Origin of the sequence: Duganella alba (genome assembly GCF_009674495.1) — a bacterium.
GTDB lineage: Bacteria > Pseudomonadota > Gammaproteobacteria > Burkholderiales > Burkholderiaceae_D > Rugamonas > Rugamonas alba.
Genome location: NZ_WKJN01000002.1, coordinates 190,270 through 208,264, shown reverse-complemented (window position 1 = coordinate 208,264; position 17,995 = coordinate 190,270). Strand labels below are relative to the sequence as shown.

The window sequence follows — 17,995 nt, the reverse complement described above, 5'->3', positions numbered from 1 at the left end:
TGGCAAATTTCCCCTAGGCCTGCTAGATGCCACAAAGCGGCCTCGTTCGAGCGACCTGATGGCACAAACAAGCATTACGTCTGCCATCAAAAATGCTTCCCTATCTCCCCGGTGGATGCGCAATCCTGGACCAAGGCCGGGCCGTGTTAATGCCCTTTGCGGTCGTTGTTCGACGAGACGCCAAGCCAGCGTCGAGCCTCAACGACACCTCCCTAAACCCTTGCTAGCGCAGAGCATATGATCGAAGGGGACCGCCATGCGGCCCCCGTCGGTCAGAGGCGGCGAGCGCTCCGAAATGCCTCGCTAGATGCGCAAATCAAAGCGCCAAACGTTGACGTGGTACAGCGCACGCCGCGCGCAAATTTCCTGCTCCAATGTCGGAGATGAGACCTTCGAATTCCAGCTCAAGGCGCTTTTCGGAATGGCCTAGACCCCAAGGATTTGCGCTGCGCAGCGCATTCGTAAGGCGCCGTTTTGACGACCTTCGGAGACATCAACCGACGAGACGCTCAGCCATATACCTGGGAAGAAATGCGATACGTTTTCCACTGTTCGGAAGGGTTCCCTCAAGGCCCAAAAATGTATGGGTGATAGCTATGTCCAACCAAGGCGCCGAGGCGGGACACCAAACTTTCGTGCTGAACGTCTTGCCTCGACGCGACCGTCAATTTCTCACACCCTAGCGCTGAAAAAAGAGCGCATACCTACACGCCGCACTGGTCTCGGATGCGTATAAACATCAGCGCAATGAGTGCAAGGTAGACGCAAAAAACGCGGAGTTACAAGCCCCTTAATGTGTAGGTCCGCCCATCTGGCTAGGGTGCTTTGCTGGGATCGGAAAGGCCATGGAATGCGCTCAAAAACTAGCACGAATCACTTGCTGCGGAATGAGAATGAACAACGCTCAGAGGCATAATGGCAGCTCGCCAAAGCGGAACCGAACGACAGCAATTCGCGATGCCGGGTCGCTCACTTCGGAAGCGGCCTACGCTCAAGAACGCCTCGCGAAACAGCTGCAGCACCGCGCAAAGAATGCGGTTCGACGTGCCACTGGAACGTTGAAATCCACGCCTTCCGGGCCTCAAAATTGCGCCAGCAAATGGGTCGCTAAGGGTCCTTGGGGAATGGCCCTTGCCTGCCGGGGTCGTAGGGGAGGGAAGTTAAAACGCTCAGCATCGGGAGCGGTGCCCAGTTCGCTGACGGGGCGCCGGGCCCTCTGGCTACACACTCGAGGGTACGAGTTTTTGCAAAGATCGAACGTAGGGTGCTCGACCTGTCCGACGTTAGAGTAGAGTCATGCAGCATGGTCGAGCTGTCCGACGTTACTGAAATGCGTAAAACAATAAGGTCGGATGACTCGCATATGCTACCTCGTCATGAGCGGGCCTGGACCAGGGATGTTAACCCAGCGATAGGCAAGACGGGGCACCGTCCGTGTGCCCGCCTTATCGCGATCAACACTAACGCTAGTTCGGAATTGAAGTTCCCCCTACTTTCGTCGAGCATCCACTCACGATGCTTTCCAGCCTCCCGAACACCATCCGCATCGTGTCATTGCACGCTGCCGGGAGCGATTCAAATTTCCCGGGGATGGGCGCCGTCCCGGCCGTCCAAGTTACCCACCCCGGCCACCGGCCAAGCAGGACACGTGTACATCGGTGTGCGAGCCGCATTGGACTTTCATCACCATGTAGTTGCCCTGCGCCGCAGCTACCCTGCCCTCTACCAGGACATGGTGGACCGCTTCGGCTGCACCGCCGGCGACAACAGTGTCAAGCGATTCGACGACAGCGTGGAGGCCCAAAAACAGGAACAGCTCGACCGACTGGAGTTCGGCCCTAGCGACGAGGTGCAAGTCGATTACGGCTAGGGCGCCATCACTTGCGTTCCATGTCTCAATCGCTACGGCGTCCCAGGGTGTTCGTGGCGATACTGCCCTACTCGCAGCGAAACTTCAGGCGTGGCTTGTGGGAATCAAGCTAGCAGGCTTGGGCACGGCTGCTCGAGCATGATTGGTGTTACTCCGGCGGCTGCTGCGTCTACGTCGTCCTCGACAACCTCAAAGAGGCGTCATCAAATCCGACCTGTGTGAACCCGAACTGAACCCCGTCTACTAAACATGCTCGCCCACTACAGCGTCGTCGATGTCCCGGCGAGGTTGCGGAACCTGGACCGCAAGGGCATCGTCGAGAACTCGATCCAGCACACCCAGAGCACCACGCTTAAGGGCCGCCGCTTTGAGAGCATCGAGGATGCAGAATGCCTTCCTGGAGCAGTGGGAAAACAAGTGGGCCGCGAAGCGCATCCACGGCAGCGCCACCGGTAGGTCGAGGCCGTGTTCCAAGGGGAGCGCACCCGCCTGAAGCCCTTAGCGCTTGCGGGCTTCCGCTACTCCACTGAGTGCGAGCGCACCGTCGCCGACGACACCGGCATCGGCGTCGACCACAGCAACTATGCCGCGCGGCCGGCCCGGCTCGGCGGCCGCGTGCTGGTTCGCCTGTACGAACAGCAGGCGGACATCACGACCTCCACACCAAGGCGCTGCTGCACGCAGTATTACGAACTGAGGCACAGTTACCTTCAACCGGGTCGTGCAGGAATGGTGCAAGTCCCTCGTCAACAATACCATAGCCACGACCATCCTGGACCGCCTAATGCATCGGGCTTAGCTGCTGTAATTCGAAGGCAAAAGCTGTTGACATCCACGCAGGCAATGCCCGATTGCGGAAAGCCGTCAGTAAGCGGGTATGATGTCCGTTCCGCAAATTTTATGGTGAAACCATGACAGATAAAGACATCGCCAGTTGCCCACGCGTGGGCATCTACGAAATTGGGACTCAGGCACTTATTGCCGGTCCGATTTTTCTGAATATCCTGCCACGTCAGTACGATATTCTGCGGGTTGACAGTATTTACCACCAAGTTCTTCTGGTCGAGGTCGACTACAAAACGCAAGACGTCGCCAAGGCATATGTGTCCGTCATCGGAGACGAAGCCGAGTATCACAAGGCTCTCCCGACGTTGGTCAGGCCTTCGCACTAACCTCAACCTAGTGCCCTGGCGTTAGCCTGCTTAAGCCGCGATAGAAAGACTCCAAGTAATGGGACTGTTCAGTTTCCTTTCGAGGAAGAAGGAAGAGCCAACTCCTCAACTGAAGCCGGGGCGCATGCCGACCGTCAGTGCCGAACCGAAGATGTCCAGCGCTTACGAGACGGTCTTCTATGATGTTATGGCGGATGTCGATGGCTTCACGCCCGAAGAAATGGATGCAATGCTGCGGTTCATCGTCGATGGCGACGGTGGGCACCTGAACATGGGACGCTATCACAAGCCCATTTTCAGCCGATATTTTTCCGCACGCTCTTGGTCGTGGTCCGAGTACGAATACTGGGACAAGACCTACAGAAAGATGGGACAGAAGCCTCTGCGCTTTCAGCCCGGTCTTGCCGTACCAATCGATAGGACCATCGTCTTGACTGCCGAGCAGGTACTGAACGATCTAAAGGTCGTGGACCTGAAAGAGTTCATCGAGTCGCACGCTGTGAGCGTGCCTCCTAAAGCGAAGAAGAAAGACTTACTCGAGCTCGCTTATTCGATACCAAACCTGCACGAGACACAACTTTGGAGAGAAAAGGCAACAGCAGTGCAGGCGGAGATTGGTTATCCCTTGTATAGCTTACTCATGCGCTATATCTCTTTCAAAGCAGGTTTCGCATTTGACCGCGACCGTGTGAAGTCGCTGGGTATTACCGAGTTCAAGCACGTGTTCATTGAGAGCGGCGATGAACAGTTTGTACAACTGGCCCTGAAGCGCAACCCTGAAGCGCTCCCGCCGTACTTTCCGGGTGACGTGACTATGCGAAGGTCGGTCATCCCCGGTTTTGAAGAATAGGTTTGATGGTCTTCACTGACTGACTGGGTACCCAACTAGCTGCGAACCGGCCGTGACCAGCTCTAGGTAATGCCCGAAGCCGGAATAGTCGGCGTATCAGGGAGTTGCAACCCCAGCAGCCGCGCCTTGGCAATGACGAATTCCAGGATAAGGTATTTATGGCCCTTGACCGTATTAACCATCGGAAGCACGAGCCAAAAAGGTATCGTTGGGGGCCACCTGCACAGAGCAAACCAGCGTATTGAATAATTCACAATATCGTTGAGAGGCCATCGGCCTCCTGGTAGGACTGGTCGTGTTCTGACGCGCTAGGCGTTGACTGCTTTGCTAAAGTGCGCTTCAGTCGCCATGCCCTGGTATGTGCCTCACGTCCAAAGCGCTGTTACCTGATATGGCTTCGTGGGACGTTTTCACCACGCAATAGGCGCGTAAGCGTTCAACACCTTCAGAGTCCCGCAGCTACCGCCCCCGCACTCCTGATAGATTTGACATCGGTTTTTGGGCACTGTCGGCGTAGACCCTGCCCCGCGTTTACGAAGCGCTACAATGATTTCACTCTCCATCAGCGCTGTTACCTGACATGGCTTCGTGGGACACCCAGCGTGCTACAGTGGACTTGCCTACGTCCAGCTCCTTGGCGATTGCACGCACGCTCATTCCACGTGCAGCCATTAACACAGCGCTGCTGCGTTTATCCTCGTTCGCGACAAGTCGCGCTGCCCCTGAAGCCTTCCCTCCAAGCCGGCCGCGTTCCGCTTGAACCTGTCGAAATCCCGAAGGGGTAAACCGGCGCCAAACGTAGCGAGACACACTACGAGCAAGTCCTCTAATCTCCGACACTCCCAACGGCTTGGCGAACAACCAATGGCCACACCGCCGAGGACTCCCTCGGCGACCGAATTGTCGATTTCGATGATGTAATACAGCAGAGCCCCTGCCACCGAATGGCATGGGTTCGATTGGTGCAGGCAGACAGCCAACGACAGCCTGGACACAGCATCAATCCAAAGCCGTTTCCATCGCTCAAAGCTATTCCTTGATATTGGCGAATTGCGAGCGACAGTGCATCGCTCGTTCAACAGTTTATCAGCGGTGCCGCTGGGCATAGACTTCCCTAATCGTTCACGTAGAGCGTAACGACACGAGGAAAATCATCATGCCCAAACTGTATATAGCTCACGACACCTGTTCGCGGACTGTCCAAATCGTTGCCAACGAACTTGGCCTCGGTCTTGAACTAATTCACTACGACGTGTTCGCCAAAACGACTTCAAGCCGCGACAATTTTTTGGATATTAATCCTCTGGCTTACGTGCCCGCGCTGGTGCTAGACAATCCACAACAGGACATTCTGACGGAAACCGTGGTGATCTCCACTTATTTGGCAGATCAGCATCCTGATTCAGACTTGGCTCCAACGCCGGGTACCCTGAAACGCACGAAGTTCGACCAGTTGCTTAGTTTCTTGTCTACCGAGATCGCCCAGAAGCACATCCCCTTGATACATCGGTTAATGACTGAAGAAGGGACCACGTGGGGAAGACACAAGCTCCAGACCGCGTACGGTCTGCTAAACCAACGCTTGTTTGACGGCCGCCCCTTTCTCACTGGTGAGCAGTTCACCGTCGCAGACGCATATGTGTTCGGTACGTGGTGGCATGCGCGCTCCGGCGTAAAGATCGGCCACCTGAGCTACTTAATGGCATACAAGGTGCACATGGAGGCGCGCCCTTCATTGCAAAAAGCGCTGAAAGACGAAGCGATGCTCGTCGCACAGCATCGCCTACTGGCGACTGTTTAGTATTCCACCAAGATGCGCCAGTAGGATTTTTCCGGCCATGAAAATACACACCCCACGATTGTTACTCGTTGCAGCAGGCTTCGCGTTCTACACGACAATGTGCGGACTGTTTAATCTGCTGCCTTGGATTGGCAAGCCGTTGATGGGTATATTTCCACTTTCGGTCGCGTTTGCAGGCCCGGTGCTGGTTGTGCTTTCTGCCTCAGTGGAACGCGAAAAACTGCTCGCTGCTTGCTTATTCTTGCTATCTGGATGCGACGTTATTGTCGGGCTATCGTCATACTCATCCTTGCTGATATTTGCCAGGCTGACTACAGCACTACTCCACCCAGTGCTGTTCCCCGCTGCGCTCGCAATCTCGATTAAAGCTGTCCCGGAAGAGTACAAGCGATACGCAGTCGGAGCAGCTATCTTAGGAATTTTAGTCGGTGTGATAGCAAGTATTTCCGCAGTTACTTGGAGCGCGTCCAATCTCGCACATCCATCCCTACTGCTCACGTGCGCCGCGCTCCACGCCGTTACGGCGTGCTTTTTTTATAAACGAAAGGAAGAGAAATGCAGGAAAAAATCATTAAGCTACCAAGTCCCGCTCACCCAATCGATGTCAAGCCGGTGCATGGCGAAGTAGTGGTCAGATTAAATAGTCACGTTCTAGCCAAAACCACATCGGCGTTAGTCCTGCAAGAGGCAGCACTCACACCTGTGTTTTATATCCCGAGGCAGGATGTCGACCAAGCCATTTTGCGACCATCCGCACACGTCACTTACTGTCCATACAAGGGCGATTGCAGCTACTACGATATCGAGGTTGGCGGCCACCACGTCAGCAACGCCGTATGGTTCTATCTGCACCCATACGTCGCCGTCGCGGCTATTCAGGGTCATGTGGCGTTTTATCCCGAGCGTGTCGATTCCATTCAGTTGGATACTGCGAGTTCATCGACCAGATAGTTCAGCACGGCTCGAGTCTTGGCTGTCATCTTGGCGCCCAGCGGAATGATGGCATGCACCGGCGGGCCAGGGACGTCGGCTTCTGGCAGAACGTGCACCAAACGACCGGCTTTAACGTGCGGCAACGCGACCCGGTCAAGGATGTGGGCGACGCCCAGTCCCAGCTGTATCGCTTCAACAAGCGCCTGGCCATCCGAGAGGATCAGCACCGGCGTGGGGATGAAACTGCGGGTCTGGTCACCGTCGCGCAGTTCCCAATCACGCAAGCGCCCGGAGGCCTGGCTGCGAAACACCAGCGCGTCATGTGAGTTCAGATCGGCGATGGATTTGATGGTGCTTCGCCTGGCGAGATAGTCCGGCGAAGCATACAAGGCCTGCTTGGTGTCGCACAGCTTACGCACTGTCAGTTCGCTATCGCTGGGCAGCTCGCCGATGCGGACGATGATATCCCAGCCTTCCGATACTGGATCGGACATCCTGTCAGTGAGCGCCAGTTCCAAAACCAGCTTGGGATAGCGCTCCCTCAATTTTTGTAACGAAGGCAGCAGCAACCGGCCGAAACCCGCCGGTAAATCGATGCGTACCCGCCCTACGGGCTCGGCGCGACTTGCCGCCAGTGCCTGCCCAGCTTCCCGCAAAGTGTTGAGCGCGCTGGTCGCCGCCTTGAGGTAGGCCATGCCTTCTTCGGTCAGCCTGACAGCACGCGTAGTCCGCTGGAACAGCCGGGTTCCGAGATGCTTCTCGAGACGCTGGACCGCTTTGCCGACATTCGATTTGTTGCTACCCAAATCCTCCGCGGCGCGGGTAAAGCTACCGCTTTGCGCCACGGCTGTGAAGGCAGTGATGTCTTGAATGGATGCTTCGACAATTTCCTGCATTGTGGCTCCCGGACTGTCAAAAACGAAGAATACGCTCAGTTTAGCGCAATTCAGGCGTCATTCGCCCTGTTTAATTGTCGCTCCTAAAGCGACAAAGAAAATCATTTTAGTGCGTTTATCGCGACGAGTTCTTTAGTCATACTCCGCTCCATTCTCACCAATGCGAGCTCATCATGCTTACCCGTCAGTCGATCATCTCCGGTGCATATCTCGACAGCTTCGACACCTTGCCGCCTCAGCTCCGCTGGAGCACCGAACGCATCGAACAGTCGATGGCTGACACGCTGCGCGCCAGGCCGCAGGACGGCGCCGTTTGGGTCTTCGCCTACGGCTCGCTGATCTGGAACCCCATGCTGGAATTTGCGGAGCGCCGTCATGCCACGTTGATCGGCTGGCACCGCAGCTTCTGCGTACGCATCGTCGCCGGCCGCGCTCGTCCTGAGACACCGGGCCGCATGCTGGCCGTCGAACCGGGCGGCGCCACGCAAGGCCTGGCGTTCCGCCTGGACGATGCCAACGCCATGGACGAACTGCGAATGATGTGGATACGCGAAATGGTCACCGGTTCATATGCCCCCTCCTGGGCTCCGGTGACGCTGGACGACGGCCGTACTGTCATGGCCATCGTGTTCGTCGCCGATCCATCCAGCCCGCAATACGAAGCCGACATATCGGCCCATCAGATCGCGCCGATGGTCGCCGCAGCCCATGGCCCGCTGGGCAGCAATGCCGATTACGTATGCCAGCTGCAATCAGCGCTGCATGACATGGGCGCCCATGACAGCTACGTCCACGAGCTGGCCGATCTGCTGCGATGTCGGACCTCCCCAATTCCTTCTCACCCCAACCAATTTGATTCCCAAGGAGATTCTCATGAACGCAATTCGTAAACGGGCCGCTGTTGTCGTCGGCGCCGTGCTGGCCATCGCCGCAGCCGGTGTCATTGTTTCTCACGAAGAGGGACCAATGGGCACTGCCCACGCGGCCGCTGCGCCGGCACCCGGACCGGAGGTGGATGTCGCCACCGTCATCGCCAAAAACATCACCGAATGGCAGAGCTATTCCGGCCGCCTCGAAGCAGTCGACAAAGTCGATATCCGACCACTGGTGGCGGGCAAGATCGTGGCCGTGCATTTCCAGGACGGCGCCATCGTCAAGAAAGGTGACGCACTGTTCACCATCGACCCCAAGCCTTACCAGGCCGAAGTCGACCGCGCGTCAGCGCAATTGGCCGCCGCGGAAGCCCGCGCCAGCTACGCTTCCAGCGATGCCGAACGCGCCGGCCGGCTGATCGCATCCAATGCCATCGCCAAGCGCGATTACGACGAAAAACGCAACGCCGCACTGGAAGCGACGGCGAACGTCCGCGCTGCCGCCGCTGCGCTGGATGCCGCCCGCGTCAACCTGTCCTATACCGCCATCACCGCGCCGGTCGCCGGTCGCGTGTCGCGCGCGGAGCTCACCGTCGGCAATATCGTCAGCAACGGCTCCAACGCCCCCCTGCTAACGACACTGGTGTCGGTGTCGCCGATCTATGCCTCATTTGAAGTGGACGAGCAAACCTACCTACGCTACCTGCGCCACAGCGCAGGCAAGTCGGTACCGGTGACCATGGGCTTGGCCGATGAAACCGGCTACTCGCGCAATGGCGCGGTGGTCTCGGTGGACAACCACATGGACACTGGTTCCTCGACGCTGCGAGTACGTGCGCGCTTCGATAACGCCGATGGCGCATTGCTGCCGGGCCTGTATGCCCGCGTCAAAGTCAATGGCGCCAAGGAAGAAGCAGCCATCTTGGTCGACGACGCAGCCATCGGCACTGACCAGGCGAAGAACTTCGTGCTGGTAGTCGATGCACAGAACAAGGTGCAATGGCGCGAAATCAAGACCGGCAACCTATACGAGGGCATGCGCATTGTCACCAGCGGCTTGCAGGCTGGCGAACGTATCGTCGTCAACGGCCTGATGCGTGCGAAGCCGAATGACAGTGTGCGCGCGCATAACGTACCGATGGCACAAGCCACGGTCAAACCCGCAGCCTGAACAGGGAGAACGACGTGAACATATCAAAGTTCTTTATCGACCGGCCGATTTTTGCCGGCGTGTTATCGACGGTCGTGCTGTTGGCAGGCATCATCGCGCTGAAATTACTACCGACCGGCGAGTATCCGGAAGTCGTGCCACCTTCGGTAGTCGTGCGCGCCCAATATCCGGGCGCCAATCCTAAAGTGATCGCAGAAACGGTGGCTTCGCCCATCGAGGAGCAGATCAATGGCGTGGAAAACATGCTGTACATGCAGTCGCAAGCCAACAGCGACGGCAGTATGGCCACCACCGTCACCTTCAAACTGGGCACCGACCCGGACAAGGCGCAGCAGTTCGTGCAAAACCGCGTAGCACAGGCGTTGCCGCGACTGCCGGAGGATGTGCAGCGGCTGGGCGTGACGACGGTAAAGTCTTCGCCGACGCTGACCATGGGCGTGAACATCGTATCGCCCAACGACCGCTACGACCTGACCTATTTGCGCAACTACGCACTGATCAACATCAAAGACCGACTGGCGCGCGTGAACGGCGTCGGCGAGGTGGCGATGTGGGGGGCTGGCGACTATTCGATGCGTGTCTGGCTGGACCCGCAAAAAGTCGCGCGTCAAAACATGACCGCCACCGAAGTGGTGAAAGCCATCCGCGAACAAAACGTTCAGGTGGCAGCCGGTATCGTCGGCGGCGCGCCAATGGCCACCAACGTCCCGATGCAACTAAGCATCAATGCACAGGGCCGTTTGAAGAGCGAAACCGAGTTCCGCAACATCGTTCTGAAGACGTCGCCAGATGGCGGCTTGGTGCGCCTGTCCGATGTGGCGCGGGTCGAACTGGCATCCGCAGATTACGGCATGCGCGCGCTGCTGGACAATAAAAACGCCGTGCAGATGATTATCTTCCAGCAGCCTGGCGCCAACTCGCTGCAAATTTCGGACGATGTCAACGCCGTCATGGCCGAACTGCAAAAAGACATGCCGGACGGTGTCAAGTACGAAATCTGCTACGACCCGACCCGCTTCGTGCGCGAGAGTATCGACGCAGTGGTGCACACGCTGTTTGAAGCAATCGCCCTGGTCGTCGTCGTCGTCGTGGTTTTCCTGCAATCGTGGCGCGCCTCGCTGATTCCGCTGCTGGCGGTGCCGGTGTCCATCATCGGCACCTTCTCGCTGCTGCTCGGTTTCGGCTTCACGATCAACGCCCTATCATTGTTTGGGATGGTACTGGCCATTGGTATCGTGGTCGACGACGCCATTGTGGTGGTAGAGAACGTCGAGCGGAATATGGCGTCCGGCCTGTCGGCGCGCGATGCCACGTACAAAGCGATGCAAGAAGTTAGCGGGCCCATCATTGCGATTGCCCTGACGCTGGTCGCGGTGTTCGTGCCGTTGGCATTCATGTCTGGCTTGACCGGCCAGTTCTACAAGCAATTCGCGATGACCATCGCCATTTCCACGGTGATTTCGGCGTTCAACTCGCTGACGCTGTCGCCGGCACTGGCCGCACTGCTGTTGAAGGGCCATGACGAGCCGAAAGACCGGCTGACCCGCGTCATCGATAAGGTCTTCGGCCCATTCTTCACTGTCTTCAACAAATTGTTCCATCGTGGTTCCGAGTCGTATGGTCGAGGCGTGAATCGCTTCATCGGTCGCAAGTTCATCATGCTGGCGTTGTATGGCGTGCTGCTGGGCGGCGCCGTGTTGATGGGAAAAGTGGTGCCAGGCGGCTTCGTGCCGGCACAAGACAAGGATTACCTGGTCAGTATCGTGCAGCTGCCAAGCGGTTCGTCACTGGACCGTACCGAAGCGGTCGTACGTGAAATGAGCGAGATCGCCAAGAAGCAGCCTGGCGTGACGCGCGTAACGTCGTTCCCGGGATTGTCGGTGAACGGCTTCGTCAGCTCGTCCAGCAGCGGCCTGGTGTTTGCGATCCTCAAACCTTCGCGCGAGCGCAGCAAGGAAGAGTCAGCAGACAATATCGCTGCCGCCCTAAATGCCAAAGGTGCGTCGATCAAGGGTGCGGCCATCGCAACCTTCCCGCCGCCACCCGTGCAGGGCTTGGGCACCATCGGCGGCTTCAAGCTGCAACTGGAGGACCGTGGCGCACTTGGCTACGAAGCCTTGAACGCTGCCACGCAAGCGTTTATGAAGCGTGCGGCGGAGACCAAGGAACTGGGCCCGATGTTCTCCAGCTACCAAATCAACGTGCCGCAGTTGAATGTGGAACTGGACCGCGAAAAGGCCAAGCAACTGGGCGTCTCGGTGACCGATGTGTTCGACACCATGCAAATCTACCTGGGCTCGCTGTACGTCAACGACTTCAACAAGTTCGGCCGCGTGTACCAGGTGCGTGCCCAGGCGGATGCGCCATTCCGCAGCAACGCCGGCGATATCGGCCTGCTGAAAACCCGTAACGCCAATGGTGACATGGTCCCGCTGTCGTCGGTTGTGAAAGTGACGCCGACCTACGGCCCGGAAACCGTGGTGCGCTATAACGGCTACAACGCTGCCGACATCAACGGTGGCCCGGCACCAGGCTATTCCTCCGGCGAAGCGCAGGCCGCGGTCGAACGCATCGCCGCCGAAGTGCTGCCCAAGGGCATCAAGATGGAATGGACCGACCTGACTTATCAGCAAATCCTGACCGGCAATGCCGCACTATGGGTCTTCCCGATCAGCGTACTGCTGGTGTTCCTGGTGCTGGCGGCCCAGTACGAAAGCCTGACCTTGCCGCTGTCCATCTTGCTGATCGTCCCGATGAGCATTCTGTCGGCGCTGATGGGTGTGTGGCTGACCGCCGGCGACAACAACATCTTCACGCAAATCGGCCTGATGGTCCTGGTGGGCTTGTCCGCCAAGAACGCGATCCTGATCGTCGAATTTGCGCGCGAGCTGGAGATGCAGGGCCGTACCGTCATCCAAGCAGCCATCGAAGCAAGCCGTCTTCGCCTGCGTCCGATCCTGATGACATCGATTGCTTTCATCATGGGCGTGGTGCCGCTGGTGTTGTCGAGTGGCGCCGGCGCCGAGATGCGCCGCGCCATGGGCATCGCGGTGTTCTTCGGCATGATCGGCGTGACCGTGTTTGGCTTGGTGTTAACGCCGGTCTTCTACGTTTTGTTGCGCAAGATGTCGGGTAAAAAATTCCAATCAGAGGACGCGCCCCAAGCGCACAAGTTGCACCTCGCTGATTCCGCCGATGCGGCATAAGGAGAAAATCATGAACCATCCTATGATGAAACGTATGTTCGCTGGCTCAACTTTACTTGCCGCGCTACTCGTAATGGCCGGTTGCTCACTGGCGCCAACGTACGAAAAGCCGGACACTTCGGCGCCCACGGCGTTTAAAGAGCTCGCACCGGCATGGAAGGACGGCTCGTGGAAGACCGCCCAACCATCTGAAGAGATGACGCGCGGCGAATGGTGGACCATATTCAACGATGCCGCGCTCAATGCGCTGGAGCAGCAGGCGCTGGATGCCAACCAGGACCTGAAGGCAGCCACCGCGCGCGTGGGTGAAGCGCGTGCGCTGAACCAGTCGGCCCGCGCTGGCATGTTCCCGAACATCGACGCCGGCGTCGGCGCTACCCGGCAAAAGACCTCGGCCGCGTCGCTGGGTCTACCATCGGGAACCAATGTGGCGCCGCAAACGCTATATCGGGCCCAGGTCGGCTTTTCATACGAAGTAGACCTGTTCGGCCGGGTGGCCAGCACCGTGGATGCCGCCAAGGCGGACACGCAACGTAGCGAAGCGTTGTTCCGTTCGGTGCAACTGGCATTGCAAGCTGACGTGGCGGCGAACTATTTCGCGCTGCGCGAGCTGGATGCCGAAGCCGAGGTGCTGACACAAGCGGTTGACCTGCGCGAGCAGGCCTGGCAGCTGATGCAAGTCCGCTTCAAGGAAGGCGCCATCGGCGAACTGGACTTGAGCCGGGCCGAGGCCGAACTGGAAACCGCACGGTCGGAGGCGATGACCGTGTCGCGCTTGCGCGCGGTCTCGGAGCACAGCCTCGCTGTCCTGCTCGGCAAATCGCCCGCCGAATTTTCGATGGCGCCCAACCCGTTACAACCGGTCAGCCTGCGTATTCCACCCGGGCTGCCGTCCTCTTTGCTCGAAAGGCGTCCAGACATTGCCGCCGCCGAGCGCGCTATGGCGGCCACCAACGCCCGTGTCGGCGTCGCCAAGTCCGCCTTCTTTCCATCGCTGACCCTGACCGGTTCGATGGGAGCGGAAAGCAGTTCCTTCGGCGATCTCTTCAAAGCCGGCACACGCACTTTCCTGCTGGGGCCATTGGCCGGAACGGCGCTGAGCCTGCCGCTGTTCGACGGCGGGCAGCGCAAGGGCGAGCTCGCACGCGTCCGCGCGCAGTATGAGGAGGATGTGGCCAAGTATCGCCAGCACGTGCTGACCGCTTTCCGCGAAGTAGAGGACAACCTGTCCGAGCTGCGCATCCTGGAACAACAGACCGCCGTCCAGGCCAAGGCGGGACAGGCATCGTCCAAAGCCTCTCACCTGGCGCAGTTGCAGTATGACGAAGGTGCAGTCACCTATCTGGAAGTGATTGACGCCGAGCGTAGCGCCCTGCAGACACGCCGCGCTGCCGTGCAACTGCAGGGCAGCCAGGCTGCCGCCACAGTCAACCTGGTGCGTGCGCTGGGCGGCGGCTGGGACGGGAGCACCTTATGAACGGCCCGGAAAAGCAGCTGCTGGCAGTCACCGCCGTGCCGTTGAACCAGGACCTGGCTGATCGCTACCGTCGCCTCCGCAAGCGTAGCGAGACGCTGGTGGCATCGCTGGAAGCAGAAGACCTCAATCTCCAATCCATGTCCGATGCCAGCCCGGTCAAATGGCATCTGGCGCATACCAGCTGGTTTTTCGAAACCATGCTGCTGAAGCCGACGTTGCCGGGCTACCGGGTATTCGATGTCAGCTACGGTGCGCTGTTCAACTCGTATTACGAAGCGCTGGGCCCACGTGTGCCGCGTCACCAGCGCGGCTTGCTGAGCCGTCCATTACTGGTCGACATCGTGTCCTATCGTCGGCACGTCGACCAGCATATGCAGCAATTAATTTTGGCCACCTCGGTTCCGGCAACGCTAGCGTTGATCGAACTCGGCATTGCCCATGAGGAGCAGCATCAAGAGTTAATGCTGATGGACCTGTTACACCTCTTCAGCCAGTCACCATTGTTGCCGGTGTATGACCGCGACTGGCCGCCGCCGGTGCCTGGTCGGCGCAGCCGTTGGCAGCGCGTCGATGGTGGCCTGGTGCGCATCGGGATGGGTTCCGACGGATTCTCCTTTGATAATGAGCGCCCACAGCACTCAGTCTGGTTGGCGCCTTATGACATCAGCGACCGGTTGGTCACCAACGGCGAGTGGATGGAGTTCATGGCACATCGGGGATATCAACGCCCTGAACTCTGGCTGGCAGATGGCTGGGCCGTCGCGCAGCAACAGCAATGGGAGGCGCCGCAATACTGGCAGCTGGAACACGATGGCTGGTATCAAATGGGCCTAGCCGGGTTGCGTCGGGTTGTGGCAGATGCGCCGGTTTTGCATATCAGCTACTACGAAGCAGCTGCGTACGCGCACTGGGCAGATGCCCGCTTGCCGCTGGAAGCGGAATGGGAACACGCCGCCGGAAGCGGGCTGCTACAACAGGCCGATACGGTGGCCTGGCAATGGACCGCCAGTGCGCATAGCGCCTATCCAGGCTTCCGCGTCGCCGCCGGCGCAGTGGGCGAATACAACGGCAAGTTCATGGTAGGTCAGCAGGTGTTGCGAGGCGGCGCCGGCATCACTGCACCTGGCCATACGCGGCCATCCTATCGCAATTTCTACCGCCCGGAACAGCGCTGGATGGCATCGGGTGTCCGTCTGGCGCGCGACGCAGCCGCGGCGGACGAGCGTGACGACAGCCCGCAATTCCTGGCAGATGTCGTCGCCGGCCTGTCCTCGCCGCAGAAAACGCTATCGCCCAAGTATCTGTACGATGCGCGCGGCTCGGCACTGTTTGAGGAGATTTGCCGTACGCCCGAATATTATCCGACGCGCACTGAAACGGCATTGTTGCGCGAGATCGCAGCTGACCTGTCGGCACTGATCCCAAAAGGTGCGGCGCTGATTGAATTCGGCAGCGGCGCCAGCGACAAGACCGCCATTGTGCTGGATGCGGCGCCGCAAATCAGCACCTATGTACCAATCGAGATCAGCCATGACGCCCTTGACCAGGCGGTCGCCCGGCTGGCTCAACGCTACCCGTCACTGGACTTCGTCCCCATTGCCGGCGACTTTACGGGCGAACTCCGGTTGCCAGAAAGTGTGCGCGCCAAGTCGGCGGTCGGATTCTTTCCAGGTTCGACGATAGGCAATCTCGACCCGGCTGAAATGCAGCAATTTTTGCTTCGCACGCGCGTTCTGCTCGGCGAGGACAGCGTGCTGCTGGTTGGCGCCGATATGCTCAAAGACGTGCCCACACTGCTAGCCGCCTACGATGATGCTGCCGGCGTGACAGCCGGGTTTAACCGGAATCTGCTGGAACGTATCAACCGCGAACTCGGTGCTGATTTTGATATCCAGGCGTTCCGACACGAGGCGCGCTGGAACGCCGGGTTGCAGCGCATGGAGATGCACCTGGTCAGCCTGCACGACCAGCACGTCACGCTGGGCGGCATGCGCTTTTCCTTCAGCCAAGGCGAAAGTTTGCATACCGAGAACTCCCACAAATTCAGCACTGATTCATTTGACGCACTGGCGGCGCGCAGCGGCTGGCAAATCGTCCAGCAATGGATCAGCCCTGCACCACAGTTTGCCATGTTCGCTTTGGTCCCAGCTTAAGCAACTGGATTCTCCTCTTATCAAGACCTAATCATGAAAACCAAAACAATAAAACATTCCCCCGGTGAGCCCGCCGGTGGGAAATTGCTCATCCTGTTGAGCATCTGTATGGCGGCGCTGGTTCTGCCGCTGAGCTTTTCCGGCGGTGCGGTGGCGACACCAGCTATCGGCCGCGAACTGGGCGGCAGTCCTGTCGCACTGACGTGGATCACCAACGCCTTCATGCTGAGCTTTGGCAGCTTGCTGCTCGCTGCCGGCGCGCTGGCGGATCAGTTCGGCCGCAAGCGCCTGTTCATTGGTGGCATGGCATTATTCAGCCTCTTATCGCTGATGCTGGCTTTTGCCCCATCCGTCGAATGGCTGGATGCGCTGCGCGCGGTGCAAGGAATTGCGGCGGCAGCAGCGCTGGCCAGCGGCTCGGCGGCGCTGGCGCAGGAATTTGAAGGCCATGCGTTGACGCGCGCGTTCAGCATGCTGGGTACGACGTTTGGACTGGGTCTGGCATTCGGCCCACTCATCGCCGGTGCGCTGATTGACATGTTCGGCTGGCGTTCAATTTTCCTGACGACCGCGGCGATTGGCGCCGTGGCTCTGGCCTTTGCGCTAACACGCATGCGTGAAACCCATGATCCATCTGCGCAAGGCCTGGATTGGCCAGGTACCATCACCTTCAGCGGCACGCTGGCATTGTTCACCTTCGGCGTGATCCAGGCGCCGGAAAGCGGCTGGAGCAGTCCGCTGGTGGTTGGCGTACTGATGGCGTCTGCTTTGCTGCTGCTGATCTTCATCGCCGTTGAATCACGCGCCGAACGCCCGATGCTGGACCTGTCGTTGTTCCGTTATGCTCGTTTCGTCGGCGTGCAGTTGCTACCGATTGGTACCTGCTACTGCTATATCGTGCTGGTAATTATCCTGCCGTTGCGCTTCATCGGCGTGGAAGCGATGAGCGAGATGGAGGCTGGCTGGATGATGGTGGCCTTGTCGGCACCGCTGCTGATTGTGCCGACAACTGTCGCCTCGCTGACACGCTGGGTTTCGCCTGGCGTTCTTTCGGGTGTTGGCTTTGTTATTGCCGCGGCCGGTCTGCAGTGGCTGGGACATGCCGGCGTCGGTGCTCCAAAGCTGGACCTGATTCTGCCAATGCTGCTGATCGGCGTGGGCGCCGGCATGCCATGGGGCCTGATGGACGGGCTGGCAGTGGGCGTGGTGCCAAAAGACCGCGCAGGCATGGCCACAGGTATTTTCAACACGGCGCGGGTGGCTGGCGAGGGTGTAACGCTGGCGATTGTCAGCGCTGTGATGGCAGCATTGGCACACGCCAGCCTGACGAAACTGCTGTCTTCCGGCACTGGCGCTTCTGCTGCCCAGATTTCACAGGTGTCGCAGCAGATTGCGACAGGTGACATCGCCGGCGCCGCAGCCACCATGCCGCAGCTGACCCAATATGCACTGGCTGGTGCTTATGGCGATGCGTTTCAGGTGCTGGTGCATGTACTGACCGGCGTGACGCTGTTGGCAGCTGTTGCCGCGTTCGGCTTCTTGGGCAAAGCCGGCGCGCCGGGAAAATGAGATCGTAAATGAGATAATAAAAGGG

At 58.8% G+C, this 17,995-nt stretch carries 14 protein-coding genes and 2 pseudogenes; 14 read left to right on the top strand and 2 right to left on the bottom strand.

All coding sequences use genetic code 11. From position 1 onward, the window contains the following. The first annotated feature begins 1,660 nt into the window (after positions 1 to 1,660). The 4 genes and pseudogenes from GJ695_RS02760 to GJ695_RS02750 all read left to right on the top strand — a co-directional run bounded on the left by GJ695_RS02760 (position 1,661) and on the right by GJ695_RS02750 (position 3,892). A complete protein-coding gene (locus GJ695_RS02760; RefSeq protein ID WP_154362090.1) occupies positions 1,661 to 1,870 on the top strand; it encodes a hypothetical protein in 210 nt (69 codons plus the stop codon). A gap of 703 nt (positions 1,871 to 2,573) precedes the next feature. Continuing rightward, positions 2,574 to 2,663 (top strand): annotated as a pseudogene (locus GJ695_RS29955) (ATP-binding protein); the annotation flags it as partial. A gap of 118 nt (positions 2,664 to 2,781) precedes the next feature. Continuing rightward, positions 2,782 to 3,042 (top strand): hypothetical protein, encoded by a 261-nt coding sequence (locus GJ695_RS02755; RefSeq protein ID WP_154362089.1) that lies wholly within the window; start codon positions 2,782 to 2,784, stop codon positions 3,040 to 3,042. Between the two features lie 58 nt (positions 3,043 to 3,100). Further along, positions 3,101 to 3,892: a hypothetical protein gene (locus GJ695_RS02750; protein ID WP_154362088.1), complete on the top strand. Its 792-nt coding sequence runs from the start codon at positions 3,101 to 3,103 to the stop codon at positions 3,890 to 3,892. Between the two features lie 552 nt (positions 3,893 to 4,444). On the opposite strand, the gene GJ695_RS30600 is transcribed toward GJ695_RS02750, so the two are convergent. Next, positions 4,445 to 4,843, bottom strand: coding sequence for a helix-turn-helix domain-containing protein (locus GJ695_RS30600; RefSeq protein ID WP_154362087.1), 399 nt, complete (start codon positions 4,841 to 4,843; stop codon positions 4,445 to 4,447). Positions 4,844 to 5,048: 205 nt separating this feature from the next. On the opposite strand from GJ695_RS30600, the gene GJ695_RS02740 reads away from it, so the two are divergent. From GJ695_RS02740 to GJ695_RS02730, 3 genes are read left to right on the top strand one after another with little or no spacing between them, the layout of a single operon-like run. Continuing rightward, entirely contained in the window at positions 5,049 to 5,693 is a 645-nt protein-coding gene (locus tag GJ695_RS02740) for a glutathione S-transferase family protein (protein ID WP_154362086.1), read from the top strand. 37 nt (positions 5,694 to 5,730) lie between these two features. Continuing rightward, positions 5,731 to 6,321, top strand: coding sequence for an MFS transporter (locus GJ695_RS02735; protein ID WP_154362085.1), 591 nt, complete (start codon positions 5,731 to 5,733; stop codon positions 6,319 to 6,321). Then, positions 6,249 to 6,644: a DUF427 domain-containing protein gene (locus GJ695_RS02730; protein WP_154362084.1), complete on the top strand. Its 396-nt coding sequence runs from the start codon at positions 6,249 to 6,251 to the stop codon at positions 6,642 to 6,644. Before GJ695_RS02735 ends, GJ695_RS02730 begins: the two co-directional genes overlap by 73 nt. Here the strand turns inward: GJ695_RS02730 and GJ695_RS02725 are convergent. Next, complete coding sequence (locus GJ695_RS02725) at positions 6,611 to 7,522, bottom strand: LysR family transcriptional regulator (RefSeq protein WP_154362083.1); 912 nt, start codon at positions 7,520 to 7,522, stop codon at positions 6,611 to 6,613. The two genes, GJ695_RS02730 and GJ695_RS02725, sit on opposite strands and share 34 nt — an antisense overlap. A gap of 173 nt (positions 7,523 to 7,695) precedes the next feature. Between GJ695_RS02725 and GJ695_RS02720 the strand changes: the two genes are divergently transcribed. The 7 genes and pseudogenes from GJ695_RS02720 to GJ695_RS02695 all read left to right on the top strand — a co-directional run bounded on the left by GJ695_RS02720 (position 7,696) and on the right by GJ695_RS02695 (position 17,970). Further along, positions 7,696 to 8,412, top strand: coding sequence for a gamma-glutamylcyclotransferase (locus GJ695_RS02720; protein WP_154362082.1), 717 nt, complete (start codon positions 7,696 to 7,698; stop codon positions 8,410 to 8,412). Next, positions 8,396 to 9,565, top strand: coding sequence for an efflux RND transporter periplasmic adaptor subunit (locus GJ695_RS02715; protein ID WP_154362081.1), 1,170 nt, complete (start codon positions 8,396 to 8,398; stop codon positions 9,563 to 9,565). Before GJ695_RS02720 ends, GJ695_RS02715 begins: the two co-directional genes overlap by 17 nt. Positions 9,566 to 9,579: 14 nt before the next feature. Further along, entirely contained in the window at positions 9,580 to 12,771 is a 3,192-nt protein-coding gene (locus tag GJ695_RS02710; protein WP_166455038.1) for an efflux RND transporter permease subunit, read from the top strand. Between the two features lie 10 nt (positions 12,772 to 12,781). Next, positions 12,782 to 14,248, top strand: coding sequence for an efflux transporter outer membrane subunit (locus GJ695_RS02705; protein WP_308492025.1), 1,467 nt, complete (start codon positions 12,782 to 12,784; stop codon positions 14,246 to 14,248). Next, a pseudogene (gene egtB, locus GJ695_RS30595) lies at positions 14,245 to 15,456 on the top strand (ergothioneine biosynthesis protein EgtB); the annotation flags it as partial. The gene GJ695_RS02705 and the pseudogene egtB, both read left to right, overlap by 4 nt. After that, positions 15,442 to 16,401, top strand: coding sequence for an L-histidine N(alpha)-methyltransferase (gene egtD / locus GJ695_RS30590; protein WP_371866476.1), 960 nt, complete (start codon positions 15,442 to 15,444; stop codon positions 16,399 to 16,401). The pseudogene egtB and the gene egtD, both read left to right, overlap by 15 nt. Before the next feature lie 33 nt (positions 16,402 to 16,434). Beyond that, the gene (locus GJ695_RS02695) at positions 16,435 to 17,970 is read left to right on the top strand and encodes an MFS transporter (protein ID WP_154362078.1); all 1,536 of its coding nucleotides are present in this window, start codon (positions 16,435 to 16,437) and stop codon (positions 17,968 to 17,970) included. Positions 17,971 to 17,995 lie beyond the last annotated feature (25 nt).